17 protein-coding genes are annotated in these 20,265 nt (G+C 56.1%); 4 read left to right on the plus strand and 13 right to left on the minus strand.

Annotated elements, in window-relative coordinates; genetic code table 11:
• Genes RRU01S_RS04840 through RRU01S_RS04850 form a run of 3 tightly spaced genes read right to left on the minus strand, consistent with a single transcriptional unit; the run spans position 1 to position 5,230 of the window.
• Entirely contained in the window at positions 1–3,078 is a 3,078-nt protein-coding gene (locus tag RRU01S_RS04840) for an efflux RND transporter permease subunit (RefSeq protein ID WP_045229129.1), read from the minus strand.
• On the minus strand, positions 3,075–4,160 hold the full coding sequence (locus tag RRU01S_RS04845) for an efflux RND transporter periplasmic adaptor subunit (protein ID WP_045229130.1): 1,086 nt from the start codon (positions 4,158–4,160) through the stop codon (positions 3,075–3,077). The genes RRU01S_RS04840 and RRU01S_RS04845 overlap by 4 nt, the downstream gene beginning before the upstream one ends.
• A complete protein-coding gene (locus RRU01S_RS04850) occupies positions 4,157–5,230 on the minus strand; it encodes an efflux RND transporter periplasmic adaptor subunit (RefSeq protein WP_234902027.1) in 1,074 nt (357 codons plus the stop codon). Before RRU01S_RS04850 ends, RRU01S_RS04845 begins: the two co-directional genes overlap by 4 nt.
• A gap of 110 nt (positions 5,231–5,340) precedes the next feature.
• Here RRU01S_RS04850 and RRU01S_RS04855 point away from each other — a divergent pair, with 110 nt between their 5' ends.
• Positions 5,341–5,967, plus strand: coding sequence for a TetR/AcrR family transcriptional regulator (locus tag RRU01S_RS04855; protein ID WP_045229132.1), 627 nt, complete (start codon positions 5,341–5,343; stop codon positions 5,965–5,967).
• Positions 5,968–5,977: 10 nt separating this feature from the next.
• Here the strand turns inward: RRU01S_RS04855 and RRU01S_RS04860 are convergent, their stop codons facing one another.
• The 10 genes from RRU01S_RS04860 to RRU01S_RS04905 all read right to left on the minus strand — a co-directional run bounded on the left by RRU01S_RS04860 (position 5,978) and on the right by RRU01S_RS04905 (position 16,167).
• The gene (locus tag RRU01S_RS04860; protein ID WP_045229600.1) at positions 5,978–6,670 is read right to left on the minus strand and encodes a ParA family protein; all 693 of its coding nucleotides are present in this window, start codon (positions 6,668–6,670) and stop codon (positions 5,978–5,980) included.
• A gap of 151 nt (positions 6,671–6,821) precedes the next feature.
• Complete coding sequence (locus RRU01S_RS04865) at positions 6,822–7,910, minus strand: protein-glutamate methylesterase/protein-glutamine glutaminase (RefSeq protein WP_045229133.1); 1,089 nt, start codon at positions 7,908–7,910, stop codon at positions 6,822–6,824.
• Between the two features lie 9 nt (positions 7,911–7,919).
• Positions 7,920–8,768 carry a CheR family methyltransferase gene (locus tag RRU01S_RS04870; protein WP_045229134.1) on the minus strand — a complete coding sequence of 283 codons (849 nt, stop codon included), beginning with the start codon at positions 8,766–8,768 and terminating at the stop codon, positions 7,920–7,922.
• Between the two features lie 13 nt (positions 8,769–8,781).
• On the minus strand, positions 8,782–9,276 hold the full coding sequence (locus RRU01S_RS04875) for a chemotaxis protein CheW (RefSeq protein WP_045229135.1): 495 nt from the start codon (positions 9,274–9,276) through the stop codon (positions 8,782–8,784).
• A gap of 3 nt (positions 9,277–9,279) precedes the next feature.
• Complete coding sequence (locus RRU01S_RS04880) at positions 9,280–10,977, minus strand: methyl-accepting chemotaxis protein (RefSeq protein WP_045229136.1); 1,698 nt, start codon at positions 10,975–10,977, stop codon at positions 9,280–9,282.
• Positions 10,978–11,144: 167 nt separating this feature from the next.
• Positions 11,145–12,959, minus strand: a complete 1,815-nt coding sequence (locus RRU01S_RS04885; protein ID WP_045229137.1) for a methyl-accepting chemotaxis protein — start codon at positions 12,957–12,959, stop codon at positions 11,145–11,147.
• A 1-nt stretch (position 12,960) separates the two neighbouring features.
• Entirely contained in the window at positions 12,961–13,503 is a 543-nt protein-coding gene (locus RRU01S_RS04890) for a chemotaxis protein CheW (protein WP_045229138.1), read from the minus strand.
• Positions 13,500–15,491: a chemotaxis protein CheA gene (locus RRU01S_RS04895; protein ID WP_045229139.1), complete on the minus strand. Its 1,992-nt coding sequence runs from the start codon at positions 15,489–15,491 to the stop codon at positions 13,500–13,502. Before RRU01S_RS04895 ends, RRU01S_RS04890 begins: the two co-directional genes overlap by 4 nt.
• Positions 15,488–15,856: a response regulator gene (locus tag RRU01S_RS04900; protein WP_045229140.1), complete on the minus strand. Its 369-nt coding sequence runs from the start codon at positions 15,854–15,856 to the stop codon at positions 15,488–15,490. Before RRU01S_RS04900 ends, RRU01S_RS04895 begins: the two co-directional genes overlap by 4 nt.
• The gene (locus tag RRU01S_RS04905) at positions 15,853–16,167 is read right to left on the minus strand and encodes an STAS domain-containing protein (protein WP_045229141.1); all 315 of its coding nucleotides are present in this window, start codon (positions 16,165–16,167) and stop codon (positions 15,853–15,855) included. The genes RRU01S_RS04900 and RRU01S_RS04905 overlap by 4 nt, the downstream gene beginning before the upstream one ends.
• Positions 16,168–17,031: 864 nt before the next feature.
• Here RRU01S_RS04905 and RRU01S_RS04910 point away from each other — a divergent pair.
• The 3 genes from RRU01S_RS04910 (at position 17,032) to RRU01S_RS04920 (ending at position 20,261) form a co-directional block, all read left to right on the plus strand.
• Positions 17,032–18,267, plus strand: a complete 1,236-nt coding sequence (locus tag RRU01S_RS04910) for an ABC transporter substrate-binding protein (protein WP_045229142.1) — start codon at positions 17,032–17,034, stop codon at positions 18,265–18,267.
• Positions 18,268–18,424: 157 nt separating this feature from the next.
• Positions 18,425–19,327 carry a carbohydrate ABC transporter permease gene (locus RRU01S_RS04915; protein WP_045229601.1) on the plus strand — a complete coding sequence of 301 codons (903 nt, stop codon included), beginning with the start codon at positions 18,425–18,427 and terminating at the stop codon, positions 19,325–19,327.
• A complete protein-coding gene (locus tag RRU01S_RS04920) occupies positions 19,320–20,261 on the plus strand; it encodes a carbohydrate ABC transporter permease (protein ID WP_045229143.1) in 942 nt (313 codons plus the stop codon). Before RRU01S_RS04915 ends, RRU01S_RS04920 begins: the two co-directional genes overlap by 8 nt.
• Positions 20,262–20,265 lie beyond the last annotated feature (4 nt).

Raw genomic sequence — 20,265 nt, forward strand, 5'->3', positions numbered from 1 at the left:
TCAAGCTGTTGCTGGCGGTTGCTCAGGATTTGTATTGGTCTCTTCGCGTGGAATTCTGAACCATGCCACATACAGTGCTGGAAGGAACAGAAGAGTCAGGACCGTGCCCACCACGATACCGCCCATCATGGCATAGGCCATGGGACCCCAGAAAACCTCGCGCGAGATCGGTATCAGGGCAAGGGTCGCCGCTGCCGCCGTCAGCATGATCGGTCGCATACGGTGCTCGGTCGCTTCGATGACTGCCCGCCAGGGCGACACACCCTCTTCACGCAGATGTTCGATTTGCACGACGAGGATGACCGAGTTTCGTATGAGGATACCGATCAGTGCGAGAACGCCAAGGATCGCCACGAAGCCCATGGGTGCATTGCTCAAGAGGAGAGCGGCAACCACGCCGATCAATGCGAGCGGAGCGACCGCAAACACCAGGAACAGGCGGCTGAAACTCTGGAGCTGAAGCATCAGGATCGTCGCCATGGCAAACAGCATCATCGGCGCAACCGCGGCAATCGGCCCTTGCGAATCCGCGCTGGACTCGACCGATCCACCGATTTCCACCTTGTATCCGGCTGGAAGGCCAGCCGCAAACTTCTCGACGGCGGGCTTGAGCGCCTCGACGATTGTGGCCGGTTGAGTCGGGCCGACGACAGCTGCCTTGACGGTGATCGTGGGAATTCGGTCTCTGCGGCCAATCATCGGCTGCTCGAGTTCGTAGCGGAACTTCGCGACTGCCGAGAGCGGAACGGACTGGCCATTGGAACCCGGCAATTGCAGGTTTCTCAATGTCTCGATAGAGCCGCGTTCGACGTCTTCTGCTCGACCGATGACGTCTATGAGATAGATACCATCCCTGACCTGCGTGCTGGAAGATCCTTCCACAACGTCATTGAGAACGGTTGCTATATCCTGGGACGAGACGCCAAGTTGTCGTGCCTTGTCCTGGAGAACATCGACCTTGACGACGCGCGATGGTTCGTTCCAGTCAAACGTCATGTTGGACAAAAGCGGGTTGGCGTTGACGATTGCGCCGAATTCCTGCGCGTATTGGCGCAGTTTCTGAACATCAGGCCCGCTGACACGATACTGAACGGGTTTGCCGACCGGTGGGCCGATATCGAGCAGCTTCACGAATGCATCGGTCCCAGGAAAGGTCTTCGATAGGTAGGATTGAAGCTCGGCCTTGAGGCGATCGCGTGCCTCAAGGTCTTTTGCGACGATTACGACCTGGCCAAACCACGCCGCAGGGCTCTGAACGTCATAGGACAAGATGAAACGCGGCGCGCCTTCGCCGACATAGGTCGACCAGTGATCGATGTCCGCATTACCAGCCAGTTTCTCGGTCTCGAACTGGGTCATCTGGCGATTGGTTTCCGCAATGGTGCTGTTTTGCGGCATGCTCCAATCAACGATCAGTTCAGGGCGATCGGACGATGGGAAGAATTGCTGCTGAACCAGGCCAAGTCCGCCGATCGATAGCGCGAAAACGGCGACGGTGGCGATGATGGTAACCCAGCGAAACCGCATGGCAAGGCCAAGCAGCCAAGCAAAAGCGCTCGCCATACGTCCCTTTTTGTCGTGATGCGACTTCATGGTTTTCGGCAAGATCATCACACCCAGCAGGGGGGTAAAGACCACGGCCACCACCCAGGAGACGACGAGGGATACGGCGATAACGACGAAAAGCGTAAAGGTGAATTCGCCCGCCGCACTGCTGTTGAGACCGATCGGTATGAAGCCGGCCACGGTCACGAGGGTGCCCGTCAGCATGGGAAACGCGGTTGATGTATAAACATACGTCGCGGCTTGGCGAAGGTTGTCGCCCACTTCCAGCCGCGCGACCATCATCTCGACAGCGATCATGGCGTCATCCACGAGAAGGCCCAGAGCGATGATGAGCGCGCCCAGAGAAATACGCTGCAGCGATATGCCCGAATATTCCATGAACACGAATGTGATGGCCAGAACGAGTGGAATGGACACGGCAACGACCAGTCCTGCCCGTACGCCCAGGCTGATGAAGCTGATGGCCAGAACGATAACGACCGCTTCGAACAGGGCTGTGGTGAAGCCGGAGACCGCCTCTTCAACCACGGCAGGCTGATCAGAGACGCGTTCGACGGTCACCCCGATCGGCAGATCGGCAACCACGCGCTTCATCTCGGCATCGAGATGTTCGCCGAAGGTCAGAAGGTTCGAGCCATTGATCATGCCAATGGCAAGACCAATCGCAGGCTTCCCCTTGAAGCGGAACAGGGATGTCGGTGGATCGACATAGCCACGCTTGATTGTCGCAACATCGGTCAGGGGGAAATAGCGGTCGTTGACCCGAAGATTGATCGCCTTCAGGCTTTCTTCCGAGGAGAAACCACCACCGACCCGGATCGCGATACGCTCAGGTCCGGCATCCACGAAGCCAGATTGCGTGACGGCGTTTTGTGCCTGGAGCGTGTTGATGACGGTCTGGCGGTCGAGCCCCAGTGCCGCGATCTTGCGTGTCGAAAACTCCAGGTAGATCGCTTCGTCCTGTTCACCGACAACATCGATCTTGCCGACATTTTCAACCGTCAAAAGCTTGGCGCGTGCGTCTTCGACGAGATCGCGCAATTGCCTTTGTGACAGGCCGTCAGAGGTGAAAGCATAGATGTTGCCGTAGACATCGCCAAAGGTGTCGTTGAAGAATGGCCCGGCTACTCCGCTTGGGAAGTTCCCCTTGATATCGTTGACCATATTGCGAACCTTGATCCAGTTCGCCGTGACATCTCTGGCCTTGGTCGTTGGCAGCAATTCGACGTAAATCGTCGTCTGGCCCGCTGTGGTTTCGCTTCTCGTATAGTCGAGAGCGTCCAACTCCTCCAGTTTCTTCTCGATCCTGTCGGTGACCTGTTTGGTGACCTCTTCGGCGGACGCACCCGGCCATTGCGCGGTGACGATCATGGTTTTGATCGTGAACGAAGGGTCTTCTTCTCGACCCAGATTGATGTAGGAGAATGTTCCTGCCACCACGAAGATGATCATGAAGTACCAGACCAGCGACCGGTGCTCCAGTGCCCAGTCGGAAAGATTGAACGGCTTCACTGGGCAGTCTCCTGATCGATGCGAACGGCCTGGCCGTCTTGAAGTTGGTTGACGCCTGCGACCACGATGCGGTCACCGGGGTTGATGCCTTGGGCAACGACAACGGTTGCGCTGTTCGCAGTCGCCTGGTCTAGCGTGACGTCGCGAGACGAAACCTTGCCTGCCGTGTTATCGACAACCCAGACCGTCGTTTTTGCACCGTCACGTTTGATGGCTGACGATGGCAGTTGAATCGCAGGGTCGGAACTGACCGAAGCCGTTGCCGTGATGACAGAACCAAGTCGCAAGGCCTCTGGCGGATTGACGAGGGTCAGTTTCGTGCGCCGCGTCCGGGTCGCCTCATCGGCCAGCGGCGTTATTTCTCTGACGACACCCTTTGCTGTGATCTCTGGATCGAGTTGAAGCGAGACGTTGAACTCCGCACCGGGATTCAACAGAGCGCTTGCGGTTTCCGGAACGTCGATGACGGCATCGCGTTCTTCCGGGCGTGCGACCGTTACGACGCTTTGACCTGCGGACACGACCTGGCCGACTTCGGCAGATGTCGCGGTCACGACACCGTCGAATTCGGCACGAAGCTGCGCATAGTCCAGTTGCTCTTTTGCCTTGTCCAGATTGGCCTGTGCCTTGTTGAGATTGGCCGCATCCGTGCGTCGTTCCAACTGGGCGCTTTCAAATGTTGCTTTGGCAGCAGACTGACGCTCGAACAGAGTTTGCTGGCGCAATTCATTGCTGGTCGCGTTGGTCAGTTGCGCTTGCGCGTTGGCGAGGTCCGACTGCGCGCTTCTGACCGCAAGCTCCAGAGCGATCGGATCGATGGCAGACAGGATGTCACCCTTTTTAACAATGTCTCCGACCTGGACGTTACGAGCAACGATGCGACCGAGAATACGAAAACCGAATTCTGTTTCGATACGCGCGTTCACCGTGCCGGGGAGTGTGAGCGTCATCTGGGTTGCGGGTTGAACCACGATGGAAAGAACAGGACGCGGCTTTTCAGGGGCCGCCTCGTCTTCCTTTCCGCAGGACACCAGAAATGTCGTGGCGAGCATGAGTGCCACGATCGTCTTTGGATATGTCATTGTGCGGCTCCTTCGTATGCCACGACTTCGCCAGCGGTCAGAAACTTGGTGCCGTTGGAAACGACGATTTCGCCTTCTAATAGGCCAGACCGAACAGAAAGACGTTCATTTGCATAGGTGGCCACCTCGATCTGACGCAGCGAGACGGTGCGATCCTTTGGATCAACGATCCACACGGCCGGCTTCCCCGATGCTGATGCGATTGTCGACCAGGGCAGCTCTATTGTTTTCACCGGCTTGTAATGTGCAGTTGCGACCACCGGGCTTCCGAGACGGACATCCGCGGACGGATCCAGCGAAAGTTTCACCCGAATGGTGCCAGTGGTTGTGTCGATCGTCGGGGACACTTCACGCACTGTCGCCTTGATCGGCGCCCCGCCAGACAGCATCCGAACCTCGACGTCATTTTGAATTTCGCCGCCCAGCAGAAGAGACTCGTCGGCATTGATGACGGCATCACGCGGACCATCATGTGCGAGGGTGAAAACGGTTTGTGCCGCCTGAGCGACTTGACCGACTTCCGCGTTGCGGGCTGTGATAACGCCATCGGCGTCCGCCTTGAGTTCGGTCTGTCCCAGGCTATCGCGCGCGGTATCAACCTGTGCCTGTGCAGAATCTGCCGAACCACGGGCTGTCAAAAGCGATTCTTGAGCCGAATCGAGCGCTGCGCGCGTCGTGACACCGGTGGCCAAAAGATTTTGTTGGCGGTCGAAAGCCTGCTGCGCTTGTGTCTGCTGCGCCTGTGCCGATTCCAGTCCAGCGATGGCGACCTGAAGATCGGCCTGTTGTTCCTGCGGGTCTATGCGCGCAAGAACCTGGCCTGCCTTGACGCGTTGGCCGACATCCACGAGGCGTTGGGTGATTTGACCGCTGACACGAAAGGAAAGATCTGACTGGACGCGTGCGCTGATCTGGCCAGTCGTCGCAATCGGAGCGGCGACGTCAAGCGCTTTGACCGTAACCACTTGAACGTTGCGGATGGGCTTTTGCTGTTGATCGTCCTTGGGACCGCAACCGACAAGACTTACCAGAGATATCGCCATAACGGTGATCGTAGCTACGCGTCTGATACATTGCCTCTTGAACCATGATGAATACGTGATACATTTGACTTACCCGACAGTCAATGAAATTGTTTTGCGGCGCATCTTTTTGCAAACGCGACAAGTTAGGATGATGAATGAAAAGGCTGACACGCGCTGAACAGAAGGCGCTTAGGCCCACCCAAATTCTCGATGCGGCCTTCGAGGAATTTGTAGAGCACGGATTTACAGCGGCACGGGTGGAGGACATCGCCGAGCGTGTCGGTGTCACCAAGGGGACCGTCTATGTATATTTCCCGACGAAGGAAGACCTGTTTGCGGGGATGATCGATCACATATCTGCGCCCATTCAAGAAACAATTGCGCAGACGCGAACGCTGACCGGCAGCAATACAGACCGGCTGACAGCTATGATAAGGCTGTTCTATGAGCTCAGTGTCGATCAGCGGCGTGTTCGAGAACTTTTGAAATTTGTCGTCTCCGAAGGACGACGGTTTCCGAAAGTCATCGATTCCCATCGGGATGAGCTTTTGGATCCGCTACTGCTGCGCGTCCAAACCATCCTGAACGATGGCATAGCTTGTGGAGAATTCATCGCAGGCCCCAGGGCCGAAGCGCAAGTCATCTTTGCGCCCATTCTTGCGATGATTTTCGAGACGCTGATCCATGACGGAAGACGGGAACTGGATATTCCCGCTTATATCGAAGCGCACTTGGATTTGGTCTTGGGCAGCCTCGTCAATAAGGACAGACCACCCGCCTGAAACAAACACCCTATGCCGCAGACACCATACGTGCTGCTGATTGCGCAGGCAAAAGCCGCATGACCTCATCGGCAAAGGCCTGCGCATTTTGCAGGGCCTTATCGAGATTGCTGACCTGCGAAGGGTTCATCATATGCAGGTAGCCGCCGAAATCGAACATATCGCGGAAGGCCGCACGTTCGATGATCGGTGTGTCCAGCACGTGAACGTTGCGCTTTGCCAGAAGTGCCTTGGCAGAAAGAAGTGCGCGCGTGGTGACCATGGAGTTGACGCGAGACAGCACGACCGAATGCGGTATTTTGATCGATGCCCGGTCATCGAGATAACGAAGCAATTCGAGAACCTGCGCGCCGCCCTGCGCATCCATGGTGCTACCTTGCACGGGGATGAGCACATGGTTGGAAAGACCCACAGCGGTGGCCAGAAGGGGTGACTGAGCGCCGGGAAGGTCGATGATGACGTGGTCGAATTTTCTGCGATTATCCAGCACGTGCTGTTGAAGACTGGATGCGGAGACATAGGTGATGACGGAGAGATCGACGCGGTAATCAGCCGCCTCCCGCCATTTGGAAAGCCAACGCTGCGGATCCGTATCGATGACGCAGACCTTTAGACCGCGCCGCGCGAGTTGTGAAGCAAGCAGCAACACCGCTGTTGTTTTGCCAGCGCCGCCTTTTGTGTTCGCGAAAGTAATGACCGCCATGACCAGATCCGGTATTGTGCGCGGGCGATCATCGCTCACTTCAAGCACCAGAATCATGGTGCTCCCAGATCATTCAGCATTATGGTTAACAGCAGCTGAAGAGCCGTTAAGCATTTCATCTAAAGCGTTTCCATTTAACACGGAAACGCGTCTAGCGACGCCGATCTTCCGAGAGAATTTCACGTGCAATCTGGTCCAGCGGCACGATCTTATCCACACCACCATGCGCAATGGCTTCCTTCGGCATGCCGAACACGACGGAGGATGCTTCGTCCTGAGCCAATGTGTGGGCACCGGCCTGATGCATCTCGAGCATGCCGCGCGCGCCGTCATCGCCCATTCCGGTCATGATGACGCCCATGGCGTTTCCACCTGCCGAGCGCGCAGCGGACCGGAACAGCACGTCCACCGATGGCCGGTGCCGCGATACGAGCGGACCGTTGCGGACCGAGACGTGATAACGCGCGCCCTGCCGCTCCAACAGCATATGCTTGTCGCCGGGTGCGATCAGCACATGACCGCGCAAGACAGCGTCACCGTCTTCTGCCTCCTTGATTTCCATTTCGCACAGCGAGTTCAGGCGTCTGGCGAAGGCAGCGGTAAATTTCTCCGGCATATGTTGCACGATTACGATGCCGGGCGCGTTTGCTGGCAGCCGCTCCAGCATTTCACGCAAGGCCTCTGTGCCGCCAGTGGACGCGCCAACGCAGACGACCATTTCGGTTGTTCGTGCCATGGCCTTTCCGGATGGTGGCGGCAGCACGGCATCAGCTGTGAGTTTTGCCTGGATGCCATGGGCGGAGGCTTGGCGTGGCGCTGCCTTTACCCCTCTGACGCGGGCGTGTGCAGCACTTTTGACAACTTCGCAGATGCGCAACGCGGAATCCGCCAGATGGTCGGCGGCCCCGATGCGCGGCTTCAAGATGATGTCGACCGCACCGGCCTCAAGCGCTTGCAACAGGGTTTCAGATCCGGCTTCGGTGAGAGACGAACACATCACCACGGGAATGGGGTGTTGCGACATGATCTTTCGCAGAAAGGTGATGCCGTCCATGCGCGGCATTTCGACATCCAACGTTATCACGTCAGGGAGGTCTTCCTGTATCTTCTTTGCGGCCGCGAAGGGATCGGAGGCCGCCCCGATCACTTCGATGTCAGGGTCTGACTGTAGCACCGCGGTCAGTGTCTGACGGACACTAGCGGAATCATCGACGATCAGGACGCGCGTCTTTTTTACCATGGCTGGCTGCTACTGCTTTATGAACACTGTGTTGGCAACCTGTTTGACGGGAAGGTCGATACCCGTAATGCTTTCCGAGTGCCCGATCAGAAGATATCCGCCCGGTGAGAGGCAGCGGCACAATTGTGTCAGTACATGCGCCTGCGTTTTCTTGTCGAAGTAGATCAGCACGTTGCGACAGAAAATGATCTGATAGGCATCACCGACCTCATATGTCGGGTTCATCAGATTGAGCCTGGCATAACCGACCTTTGCCCGAAGCCTCGGCGTGATGCGCACCTCATTGCGCTGCTTTTCGCGGGGTTGCATGACGTATTTTCGTGCCATATCGGGTGGTACGGGCGCAACCAGGTCTTTCGTATAAATGCCGGAATGCGCTTTCTGAAGGACCTCGGTTGAGAGGTCCGTGGCCAGAACACTGAAATCCCCGATTACCCGTTTCTCGACAGCCTCTGCCAGAACCATGGCCATTGTATAGGGCTCGGCACCGGTCGAGCAGGCCGAACTCCAGGTACGGATGCGTTTGTGACCCTTGGCAGACAATGCTGGCAGGGCGATTTTTTCCATAAATTCGAAGTGGTTGGGCTCCCGAAAGAAATCCGTCTTGTTGGTCGTGACGACATCGATCAGAAAAACGCTCTCGGCTTCCATTCCGCCATCACGAAACAGGAAGTCGCAATAATCCTTGAAGGTCGAGTGACCGGTTGCTCTCAAGCGTTTGCGCAACCGTCCTTCCAGCATCGAGCGCTTCGTATCGGGCATCTTGATGCCGCAGTAGCTGTAGATGAATTCTGAAAGTTCGCGGAAGTCTCGGCTGTTCAAACTGTCGTCGAAAGAGGTGTGGGCAGGTGCATTCAACGTTTCGACTCCATTATGCGGCGCGGACAGGTCCGTTTGTGACCTGAGTGAGGCTGCCAGCCTCACCGGAGAAAAGCTGGGCGAGGTCGATGATAACGACGAAATCGCCCTCGCGTCGAACGACACCAGCAATATAGTTCGAGTTCCAGCGGATCCCGATGTCGGGAGCCGTCTCGACGGCATCGCGGCTGAAAGGTGTCACTTCGAACACCTTGTCTGCCACCAGACCCAGGGCCAGAAGTTTCTCCCCGATCGGAATATCCAGCACAAGGATGCGGGTGTGCTGGGTCTTGACCGTTCTGCTCATGCCCAAACGCAAGCGCAGATCGATGACCGGAACGCCTTGGCCACGCACATCCCTGAGCCCCAGCAGATAATCCGGGCCATGGGGAATCTTGAAGGCGTCCTCATGATCGAGAATTTCGCGAACGACATCGACGGGAACGGCGAAGACCTCCTCGCCGAGACTGAACGTTACATACTGGGTATCAGATGATGTGCTGGCCATGGTTTAAGCGCTTTCCCGGAAATCCGCATCGTTGGCATCTGGACCGCCGACGGACATATCCAGGGCGAAACCTTTTGCGCGTGCCTGTTGGGTTCTGACCGAGTGATCGGGTGCAGACTTGCGAGCAGGCATTGGCTGGTGAGACTTTTGCTGTTGGTAAGGCGCCTGTTTTGGCGCAGGCTGAGCACGCTTCGCATTGCCATTATCGACCTTGAAGAAGGCGATGCTGGTCTGAAGCTCTTCGGCCTGTGCTGCCAGTTCTTCTGAAGTGGCAGACATTTCTTCTGAGGCACTGGTGTTTTGCTGCGTGACCTTGTCCAGCTGCTGGATGGCTTCGTTGATCTGGTTGGCACCGATGTCCTGCTCGCGACAGGCTGCCGAAATCTCAGCCACCAGTTCCGCTGTCTTGCGGATATCAGGCACAAGACGGTTCAGCATTTCACCGGCATCGGCTGCAGCCTTGACCGTGTCGCTGGACATGGCACTGATTTCAGCCGCCGCAGACTGGCTGCGTTCTGCAAGCTTGCGAACTTCCGAAGCAACGACGGCAAAGCCCTTGCCATGCTCGCCAGCGCGTGCGGCTTCAACAGCAGCGTTGAGAGCAAGCAGGTCGGTCTGGCGAGCGATTTCCTGGACGATGGAAATCTTTTCGGCAATCGTGCGCATGGCGACAACAGCACGACCGACGGCTGCACCGCTTGCTTCTGCGTCAGTGGAAGACTGGCGTGCAATCTTTTCCGTCTGGGCCGCGTTTTCAGCGTTCTGGCGGATATTGGCAGCCATTTCTTCCATCGAAGCGGATGCTTCTTCGGTCGAGGATGCCTGTTCTGTCGCGCCCTGAGACACCTGCTCGGAGCTCGCAGAAAGCTCCTGGCTTCCCGACGAGACGTTTTCGGCAGCAGAGATCGAATCCGCAACGACGCCACGCAGACGCTCGATCATCGTGTTGACGTGTTCGAGAAGTGTGCCGATTTCATCGCGTGTTGTGATAACAGCCGTTTCCGTCAAATCGCCGTCGGAAACATTGCGAACGACGTTGATAGCCTTGGTCAGGCCGCGGCTGATGCCGATTGCGATCCAGAGAGCGACAACGATGGAAACGATGACGAGACCAATTGATATGCCCACCAGAATATTGCGGGATTCGATATACTGAGCATTCGTCGTTTCATCCGTCTGGCGAAGATCGGCGGTGATGATCCCTGTCAGGGCATCAAGATTGCGCAGAAGGGTTTCTGTGAATTTCGCGCTTTGGTCCATGGACATGGCTCCAGCGCGTGTATTGCTTTCCGTGGTGTTTTCGGTGGCTAGATTAAGAATCTGGTCCTGCACGACGATCCAGTCGGCATACGTCGTCCTGAACGTCGCGATGCTTGCGCGGATATCGGCGTTATCCACCTTGTCGAACTCCGCGACCTTGCCCTCGATCTTCCGGCGCTGCTCGTTCACGGTCTCACGATAGGAGGAGATTTTTTGCGGGTCCGTATTCAAAATGGCGTTCTTTTCCGCGCGAATGGAGGATGAAACGCCTTCGGTCAGAACGGTCAGATCCTGAAGGTTTTCGGCCGGACCCTGGATGATCTCCGTAATCGCGGAATTCAGGGACGAAAGGTTGAAGATTGCCATCGTTGCCATGCCAGCGGACATGGTGATGATAAACGCAAAGGCTAACGCTAGTTTGAGTTTAATGGTGAAACGCATCGTTCATTCCTTGGAAAGATAGGGAGTGTCAGAAGATGGAATTATCTTTTCTGATGTAGGGTGCTGCGACGGGTGGGACATTCATCCAGACACTCTAGGAACGACGATCATGGTCGCTTGCGTGGTTGCTCCGAAAACGAGGATTTTCGGAGCAACGTTATTGAGAGTTACGCGCTTTCGCGGAAGTCGGCGTCGCCAGAGTCGGGGCCGCCCATCGACATATCCAGTGCAAACCCCTTGGCACGTGCCTGTTGGCTTGCAATCGAATTGTCAGGTCTGCGCATAGGGGCAGCCTTCGGTGCGACGCGAGCGGCAGGCGCCTGTGATGGACGAGCCGGTGCACGAAGATTTGCCGATGCGTGGCCTGCATCCGAGCGGTCAACCTTGAAGAATGCGATGCTGGCCTGAAGCTCTTCTGCCTGTGCGGCAAGCTCTTCTGACGTTGCAGACATTTCTTCGGACGCACCGGAATTGAGCTGCGTAACCTTGTCGAGCTGCTGGATGGCTTCGTTGATCTGGCTGGCACCGATATCCTGCTCGCGGCAGGCTGCCGAGATTTCGGAGACCAGTTCTGCCGTCTTGCGGATATCCGGTACCAGGCGGTTCAGCATGTCGCCGGCTTCGGTGGCAACCTGAACCGTAGTGCCCGAAAGGGAGCTGATTTCAGCGGCTGCGGCCTGGCTGCGTTCCGCAAGCTTGCGGACTTCGGAAGCGACGACGGCAAAGCCTTTTCCATGTTCGCCAGCGCGGGCTGCTTCAACGGCTGCGTTGAGCGCAAGAAGGTCCGTCTGGCGCGCGATTTCCTGAACGATGGAAATCTTTTCGGCAATGGTGCGCATCGCGGTTACGGCGCGGCCTACAGCCTCGCCGCTGGCTTCGGCATCCTTGGAAGACTGGCGGGCGATCTTTTCGGTCTGGGCTGCGTTGTCGGCGTTCTGCTTGATGTTGGCTGCCATCTGCTCCATGGAAGCGGATGCTTCTTCGGCAGACGACGCCTGTTCAGTTGCACCCTGCGAAAGCTGCTCGGAGCTTGCAGACAGTTCCTGGCTGCCGGACGAGACGTTGTCGGCTGCCGCCAAAGCATCGGCAACCACGCCACGAAGACGCTCCACCATGCGCTGAAGAGAAATGCCGAGCGTGTCCTTGTCCGAAAGTGGGCGCGGTGTGATCGTCAGGTTTCCGTCGGCAATTTCATTGGCCACACTTGCGGTGTTGCGCAGATTGCCGGTCATGACGTTGATACGATTGACCAGATCGCGGATTTCGTCGTTGGTCTTGATCTCGACTTCCTGATCCAGATCGCCAACCGAAACGGCCTCTGCGACAGTCATGATCTTTCGCAGGCCGCTGCTGATGCCAAGGGCAATCCAAAGTGCGGTAACGATGGCGATGATAACGGCGGCGACGGACGCGGCAATCAGCATCATGCGTGTTTGTTCATATTCGGAAGCGGCGGACTGCTTGGCTTCGTTGAGACGTGTGCGGTTCATCTGCACACCCTCGTTCAGTTTTTGCGTCATCGCGCCCGCGGCGACCCGTCCATCGCCCGAAGAGTAGGCGGATGCGGCAGATACATTACCTTCGGTAATATACTCACGAACGCGATCATCTGCAGTTTCAAATGCCTTGGTGATCGCTTGTAGATCGGTCCAGTAATCGCGTGTCTCTGCGCTGGCGGTGGCCGCCATGTCGGCGATCATCTTGTCCATCTCGGCGCGGGTTTCGTTACCTGTGGTAATGTGTTTCTGCGCTTCCTGCGGTGATGTCGCCAAGATAAGGTTCTTCTGCGCACGAACCGTGGAGAGAGAAAGAGCGTTGATCTGGTGTGTCTTATCAAGGCGCACAACAGTGCCGTCGACAACATCGTCCATCGCATCCTTGGCGGTACCAAGGCTATAAATGCCGTATCCGGCTGTTCCTGCCAGCATCAAGATCAAGAATCCGAACGCGACAGCAAGCTTCATTTTAATGGTAAATCGCATCCTAGAATTCCTTCGAGAGTTCGATGACGTTGTTGCGAGACGCGCCCTTTAGCGACGCGTCGGGCTGTGAGGTGAAGATGGCGGTAAGGTTTGGAATGATAACGAATTCGCTGCCGCGTCTGATCAGGCAGTTGATGTAATCTGGACGCCACCGCATGCCCACGCTCGGCGGTTGTTCGCTCGCCGTCTTGGAAAAGGTGGTGACCTCATAGACCTTGTCGGTTCGCAAACCGACTAGCGTGCGCTCGCCTTCGATTGGAAGTTCGATGACGATGATGCGGCTGTCGATGGTTTTTTCAGCGGCACCCATGCCGAATGCCAGACGAATATCTGCCAGGGGAATGACCTTGCCCCGAAAATTAATGACGCTGGCAACATACGGCTTGCCACCGGGTACGGCAGTTTCTGGCAGAAGGTCGAGTATTTCCTGAACCTTGATGGCTTCGATGGCGAAGGTTTCGCCCTCGATGCTGAAGGTTAGGACCTCCAGATCGTCGCTGTTGGCCCAAAGGTCTTCGGTCTGTTTCATGAGAGGCTGGTTCATCCGGCGATACGCATCTGCGCCTCCTGCTGCTGGCCTGCGGTCACGAGGTGGCCGACATCGAGAATGAGGGCGACGCTGCCATCGCCGAGAATGGTCGCACCAGAGAACGTCGCGACATCATGGTGAAGCTTCGACATGGCCTTGATGACCGTCTGGTGATCACCGATGATCTGATCGACGACGAGGCCGACGCGCTCGGAGCCGGTGGAGATGACGACGACCTTTTGGAACTGATCCGGCGTGGTGCCCGTGTTGAAAAGTTCGCGAAGACGGATGAAGGGCACGAGGCTCTCACGCAGCGAGATGAACGAGCGGCCACGTGATTTGACATCCGCATCGGGAGAAAGCTCAAGGCATTCCTCCACCGCTGACAACGGGATGACGTAGCAACCGGAGCCAACCCGCACCAGCAACCCATCGATGATCGCAAGCGTCAACGGGATGGCAAGAGAGACTTCCGATCCGGCACCGGGTGTGCTGGTGATGTTGATGAGGCCACGCAGGGCTTCCACGGATTTTTTGACCACATCCATGCCAACGCCACGGCCGGAAAGATTGGTGATCTGAGCGGCGGTGGAAAATCCCGGTTCGAAGATCAGCTGCAACAAGTCCTGATCGGACAGCGTTGCATTGGCCGCGATGATACCAGAGGATTCAGCCTTGGCGCGCACGCGCTGACGGTCGATGCCGCGCCCGTCATCACGAATTGTAATGGTTACTTCGCCGCCTGACTGGCGTGCAACGAGCGTAATGCGACCGATAGGAGATTTGCCAGCTGCGATACGTTCGTCCGGTGTTTCGAGGCCGTGATCGCACGAGTTGCGAACCAGGTGGACGAGGGGATCCGCGAGCCGTTCGATGACGGCCTTGTCGACTTCGGTGCTTTCACCTTCCGTCACGAGTTCGATCTGCTTGCCCGTCTCACGTGCCAGATCATGGATGAGGCGACGGAAGCGACCGAAAAGCTGGGCGATCGGCACCATGCGCAATACCATCATCGTGTCACGGAGTTCACCGGACAGGCGCTCGACATCTTCGGATACGGAGCGAAGCTGAATATCGACGCTGGTGTTGGCCAGCTGCGAAAGCCGCGATTGCGCAATCACGAGTTCGCCGACACGATCCATCAGCTCGTCCAGACGCTCGGCGGGAACGCGGACGTTTTCGGCACTCTTGTTCTGCTTGCCATCATTGGCCTGCGCTGCTGCCGGATTGGCTTTGGCTGCCTCTTCAACCGGGGCCGGTGGCGGGACGATGTCGAGCACTGGTGCAGGCGCGGCTGCGATTTCCCTGACTTCGAGCGCCATATCGTCCATCACGAAAATGAACACGTCATCAATGTCGGAGCGTGGCTTGTCCGTCGTCAGTGTGACCGACCAGGACAGATACAGATTGGTTGGATCAATGACGTCGAGCGTGGGAATGGCTGTCGTCTTCGCAACGATGGTGCAGTCGCCAAGGTCCGCCAGTTCGTCGAGAAGACCCAGTGGGTTGGTCCCGTTTGCCATCGCATTTGCCGGCAGGCTGAAATTGATCTGCCATGTCGCTTTGCCGGGCTTGTCGGCTTTCTTGGGTGCTGCGGTCTGCGCCTGCTGGTGAGGCGCAGCTGCCGCGTCGTCACCGACAGCTGCCTGCAATTTGGCCAGCAGACGGTCGCCCGTTTCCGGCAGAGCTATGGCCGGATTGTCGACCAGCTGGCGCATATGGTCCTGGGCTTCCAGAACGGCAGCGATCAATTCGCTGGTGGCGGGCACTTCTCCTTTGCGAACGCGGTCGAAGGCTGTTTCGCAATGGTGCGTAAACGCAGCCAGTGCCTCGAAGCCAAACATGGCGCCGGACCCCTTGAGGGTATGCAGGCCGCGAAACACGGCGTCGATCTGCCCTTGGTTGGACAGGTCATGCAACAGGTCGAGAAGGCCGCTTTCGATCTGTTCGAATAGCTCGCCTGCTTCCGTTCTGAAAACCTGAATGGGGTCCAGTATGGTCATCTACCAAGAACCTTCCTGACAATCTTGACGAGATTTTCAGGGTCGAAAGGTTTGGTAACCCAACCTGTCGCCCCTGCTGCTTTCGCCCGTGTCTTCATGTCTGCGTCTGACTCGGTCGTGAGGAAGATGATCGGAACACCGGTATGCGCTGGCGATTGGCGCAGCGCCTCGATCATTTCCAGGCCGTTCATGTTCGGCATGTTCAGATCGGTCACGATCAGGTCGAAAGAGCCACCCTTGGCCTTCGCCAAGCCGTCTGCGCCATCAACGGCTTCCGTTATCTGATATCCCGCATTCGTTAGTGCAATTTTCGTCGTCATTCTGATGCTGGCAGAATCGTCGACGGTAAGAATATTGGCGCTCATTGCATTTCCTTTCCATGCAGCCAGAAGAGGCGCGAAGCCTCGTCCATATCGGTGAGAAAACCTCCGCGTCGAAGCGTATCGAGAACACCTTGTGACGCCGGTTTTGTAAGTGTGATGTACTTGCCCTCTGCACGGGCATAGAGCCGCGACGCTTCGATGAGCTGAATGAAGCTCAAATCGGCATTTGCGTCTGCGGGTATCTCAACGGTAACCGCTTTGTTCGCCTTCAAGGCGTCGAGCAGGCTTTCATGAATTGTTGCTGCGCCACGGATGGAAAGGGAAGAAGGCAATGTCAGTGTTTCTGGTACCATCTCGGTTTTCCTGGATTTCTCTATTGCTTTAAATGTTGGTGGAAGCGGCAGAGAATGCTCTGCGAGCATCTATGCCAAAATGGGCGGCGCCAGTCGTTTCAGCCCGAGATTTTCGGGACGAAGAAGGCCGAGAGCTCGTCACCGAGAAATTGCTATGCGTATGAACACGGCACAGTTTGAGAGCGACCAAAGGCGACTGGCGTTCTTCCACCGGTAAGATTTTCACGATGCACTCCGAAATCACTTGCAAAAAGGCGCGACTTCGCGATCCCCAGCGAAGGGGTAAAGCGTCCAAACATGTACATTTTGGATTGCGAACTGGCGTCATGCAGCCCGTAAAAAAGCGTCACAAGCGACAATAGTCGGCATGTGATTTATTCGCTTTGCATATTAGCTAATTTCTATTCGACGCTGGTTAATTAGCAGTTAATCGGGGTTGCGATTAATGGCCTGTCGCTTAATGGTTGCGGCAAAATTGCGTTTTTCTATTATACGGATGGTCAAATCAACTTTTTGCTACCAGAAATATACATATTTCCATCTGAGGAAATTCTTGCTGTTCCGTCGCCGAGACTTCTGCGATGCCAGGTCAGGTGAACGTCTCGGCTCGACAAAGGGAGTCCGATCTTCGAAGAACGCGACACCGCGCAACCTCTCTCTCGACGCTCCACCGGATTTCGGCTCCACCGTTGGAGAGCTCGCGCCATGCAGTTGCTCTCATCGACATGGCGGGACAGATTTTCATTTCAAGATATTGTTTTTTATGGTTTTTTACTAAAATATTTTTTTATTATACTTGCTGTTGCGGAAGTCGGATGTTTCGCATAGGTTTTTACGGCAACGTTTCAGTGAGGGAGGAGACTCATGCGCATACGTTCTATTTTGGCCGCCTTGGCGGCTGGTGTCATGTTGCCAGCAGGGATTGCTGGGGCCACTGACTTGGAGGTGACGCACTGGTGGACATCGGGCAGTGAAGCTGCTGCGGTGGGGGAGCTAGCCAAGGCGTTTGATGCAACCGGAAATAAGTGGGTGGATGGCGCCATCGCTGGATCAGGCGGCACAGCGCGCCCGATCATGATCAGTCGGATCACCGGCGGTGACCCGATGGGCGCGACGCAATTCAATCACGGTCGTCAGGCGGAAGAGCTGGCCCAGTCTGGATTGATGCGTGATCTCAACGATGTCGCTGAAAAGGGCAATTGGAAAGAGATCATCAAGCCAGCCAGCCTGCTCGAAAGCTGCACCATCGATGGCAAGATTTATTGTGCCCCCGTCAACATTCACTCATGGCAGTGGCTATGGCTTTCCAATGAGGCCTTTAAAAAAGCCGGCGTAGAGGTTCCCAAGAACTGGACCGAATTCATTGCTGCAGCCCCTGCGCTGCAAAAAGCGGGCATTCAGCCGCTCGCCTTGGGTGGTCAGGCCTGGCAGGCCAATGGTCTGTTCGATACGCTGTTGATTGCGATGGGCGGCAAGGACCTTTACGAAAAGGTCTATAAGGATAAGGACGCCGAGGTTGCCGCCGGGCCGGACATGCAGAAGATTTTTGCTGCTGCCGACGAAGCTCGCAAGCTGACAAAAGGTTCTAATGTTCAAGACTGGAACCAGGCAACGAACATGGTCATCACCGGCAAGGCCGGTGGACAGGTCATGGGCGACTGGGCACAGGGTGAATTCCAGCTGGCCAATATGAAAGCCGGAACCGACTACACCTGCCTTCCAGGCCTTGGTCTGAATGAATATCTTACAGCCAATGGCGACGCCTTTTATTTCCCGCTGTTAAAAGACGAAGCGAAATCCAAGGCCCAGGAAGTTCTGGCTGAAGTGATCGTCGATCCCAAAACGCAGTTGGCCTTCAACCTGAAGAAGGGCTCGCTTCCCATACGGTCTGACGTTGACCTGGGTGTTGCGAACGACTGCATGAAAAAGGGTCTGGATATCTTGGCGAAGGGCAATGTGCTGGCAAGCACGGATCAGCTGATCTCCGCCGATACGCAAAAGCAAAAAGAGGACTTGATGTCCGAGTTTTTTGCCAATGCGTCCCTGACTGCCGAGGCCGCACAGAAGCGTTTTGCTGACATCATTTCCTCAGCGGACTGACCTTAGTCGTCTGTAACCGGTCACGATAACGCTTGCGGTTACAGACACCTCCTGACCGGACGCCCGTGATTTTTCGCGTCTGGAAAACTGTGCGGCGGGATTTGCTGTGAAGCGACCCGCTGCATGATCAACCTTTATGATTGATGAGGAGTGGTACATGGCAGTCAAAAGCCATTCTGGTCGTCCCAACCAGCTATTCCGCAATCTGAATTCAAAGATTGCGTCGATACCCATGATCTTGACCGCGATGGTCATCTTCCTGGGCGGAACGATCTGGACAGTCGTTTATTCCTTTACGAACTCGAAATTGCTGCCACGCGCGACTTTTATTGGCTTTGAGCAATATGAGCGCCTATGGGCGGCACCTCGCTGGATCATCTCGATCCAGAACCTTGCGATCTACGGCATTCTTTCGCTGATTTTCAGCCTCGTAATTGGCTTTGTGCTGGCCGCGCTGATGGATCAGAAAATACGTTTCGAAAATACATTTCGAACCATCTTTCTCTATCCCTTCGCCCTTTCCTTCATCGTCACCGGTCTTGTGTGGCAATGGTTGTTGAACCCGGAGTTCGGCATTCAGGCTGTGGTGCGATCTCTTGGTTGGCAAAGTTTTACGTTCGATCCGCTCTACAATTCAGATTTCGTCATTTACGGCATCCTGATCGCCGCCCTTTGGCAAGGCACGGGCCTCGTCATGTGCCTCATGCTGGCTGGCCTGCGGGGCATTGATGAGGACATATGGAAGGCCTCTCGTGTAGACGGTATTCCCATGTGGAAGACCTATATTCTTATCGTCATTCCCATGATGCGCCCGGTTTTCATCACCACCCTCGTCATTATCGCCAGTGGCATCGTCAAGGTTTACGACCTTGTGGTGGCGCAGACCAGCGGCGGACCCGGCATCGCGTCCGAAGTGCCTGCGAAATACGTCTACGACTATATGTTCCAGGCGCAGAACCTGGGCCAGGGCTTTGCCGCCTCGACCATGATGCTGCTCACGGTCGCCATCATCGTCGTTCCATGGGCCTATCTCGAATTTGGAGGGCGCAAGCGTGGCTGATATCTCTACACTCAATACGGTCGCAGCAGGGATCGACCCTGTCTCGGCCAAACTGGATGGTCCAAGCGGTCGCAAGCCAAAGAAGCGGTTGTCCCGGCGCAATATCATTCTCTATGGCAGCCTGTTCGTTGCGGCCCTTTATTATCTGCTGCCGCTTTACGTGATGATCGTGACATCGCTGAAAGGCATGCCGGAAATCCGCATGGGCAACATCTTCGCCCCGCCGCTTGAAATCACCTTCGAGCCCTGGGTCAAGGCCTGGTCCAACGCATGCACAGGCCTGAACTGTGATGGACTGTCTCGCGGGTTCTGGAATTCTATCCGGATCATGATCCCGTCCACGATCGTATCCATCGTGATTGCGTCCGTCAGTGGTTATGCGCTGGCGAACTGGAAGTTCAAAGGTTCGGAGTTCTTCTTCTCCATCCTCATCATCGGTGCGTTCATTCCCTATCAGGTCATGATTTATCCGATCGTGATTGTGTTGCGGGAGATCGGTGTCTACGGAACGCTGACGGGTCTTGTCATCGTGCATACGATTTTCGGCATGCCCATCCTCACTTTGCTGTTTCGCAACTACTTTGCCGGTCTGCCGGAAGAATTGTTCAAGGCAGCGCGCATCGATGGTGCGAATTTCTGGCAAATCTATTTCCGCATCATGGCGCCCATGTCGCTACCGATTTTCGTGGTCGCCATGATCTTGCAGGTTACCGGCATTTGGAACGACTTCCTGTTCGGCGTCGTCTTCACCAGACCGGAATATTACCCGATGACGGTTCAGCTCAACAATATCGTCAACTCGGTTCAAGGCGTGAAGGAATACAACGTCAACATGGCGGCGACCCTTCTGACCGGTGCCGTTCCGCTTTTCGTCTATTTCGTTTCAGGCAGACTTTTTGTCCGCGGCATCGCCGCAGGCGCAGTCAAAGGTTAAGCTT

Source organism: Agrobacterium rubi TR3 = NBRC 13261 (genome assembly GCF_000739935.1).
Taxonomy (GTDB): Bacteria; Pseudomonadota; Alphaproteobacteria; order Rhizobiales; family Rhizobiaceae; genus Agrobacterium; species Agrobacterium rubi.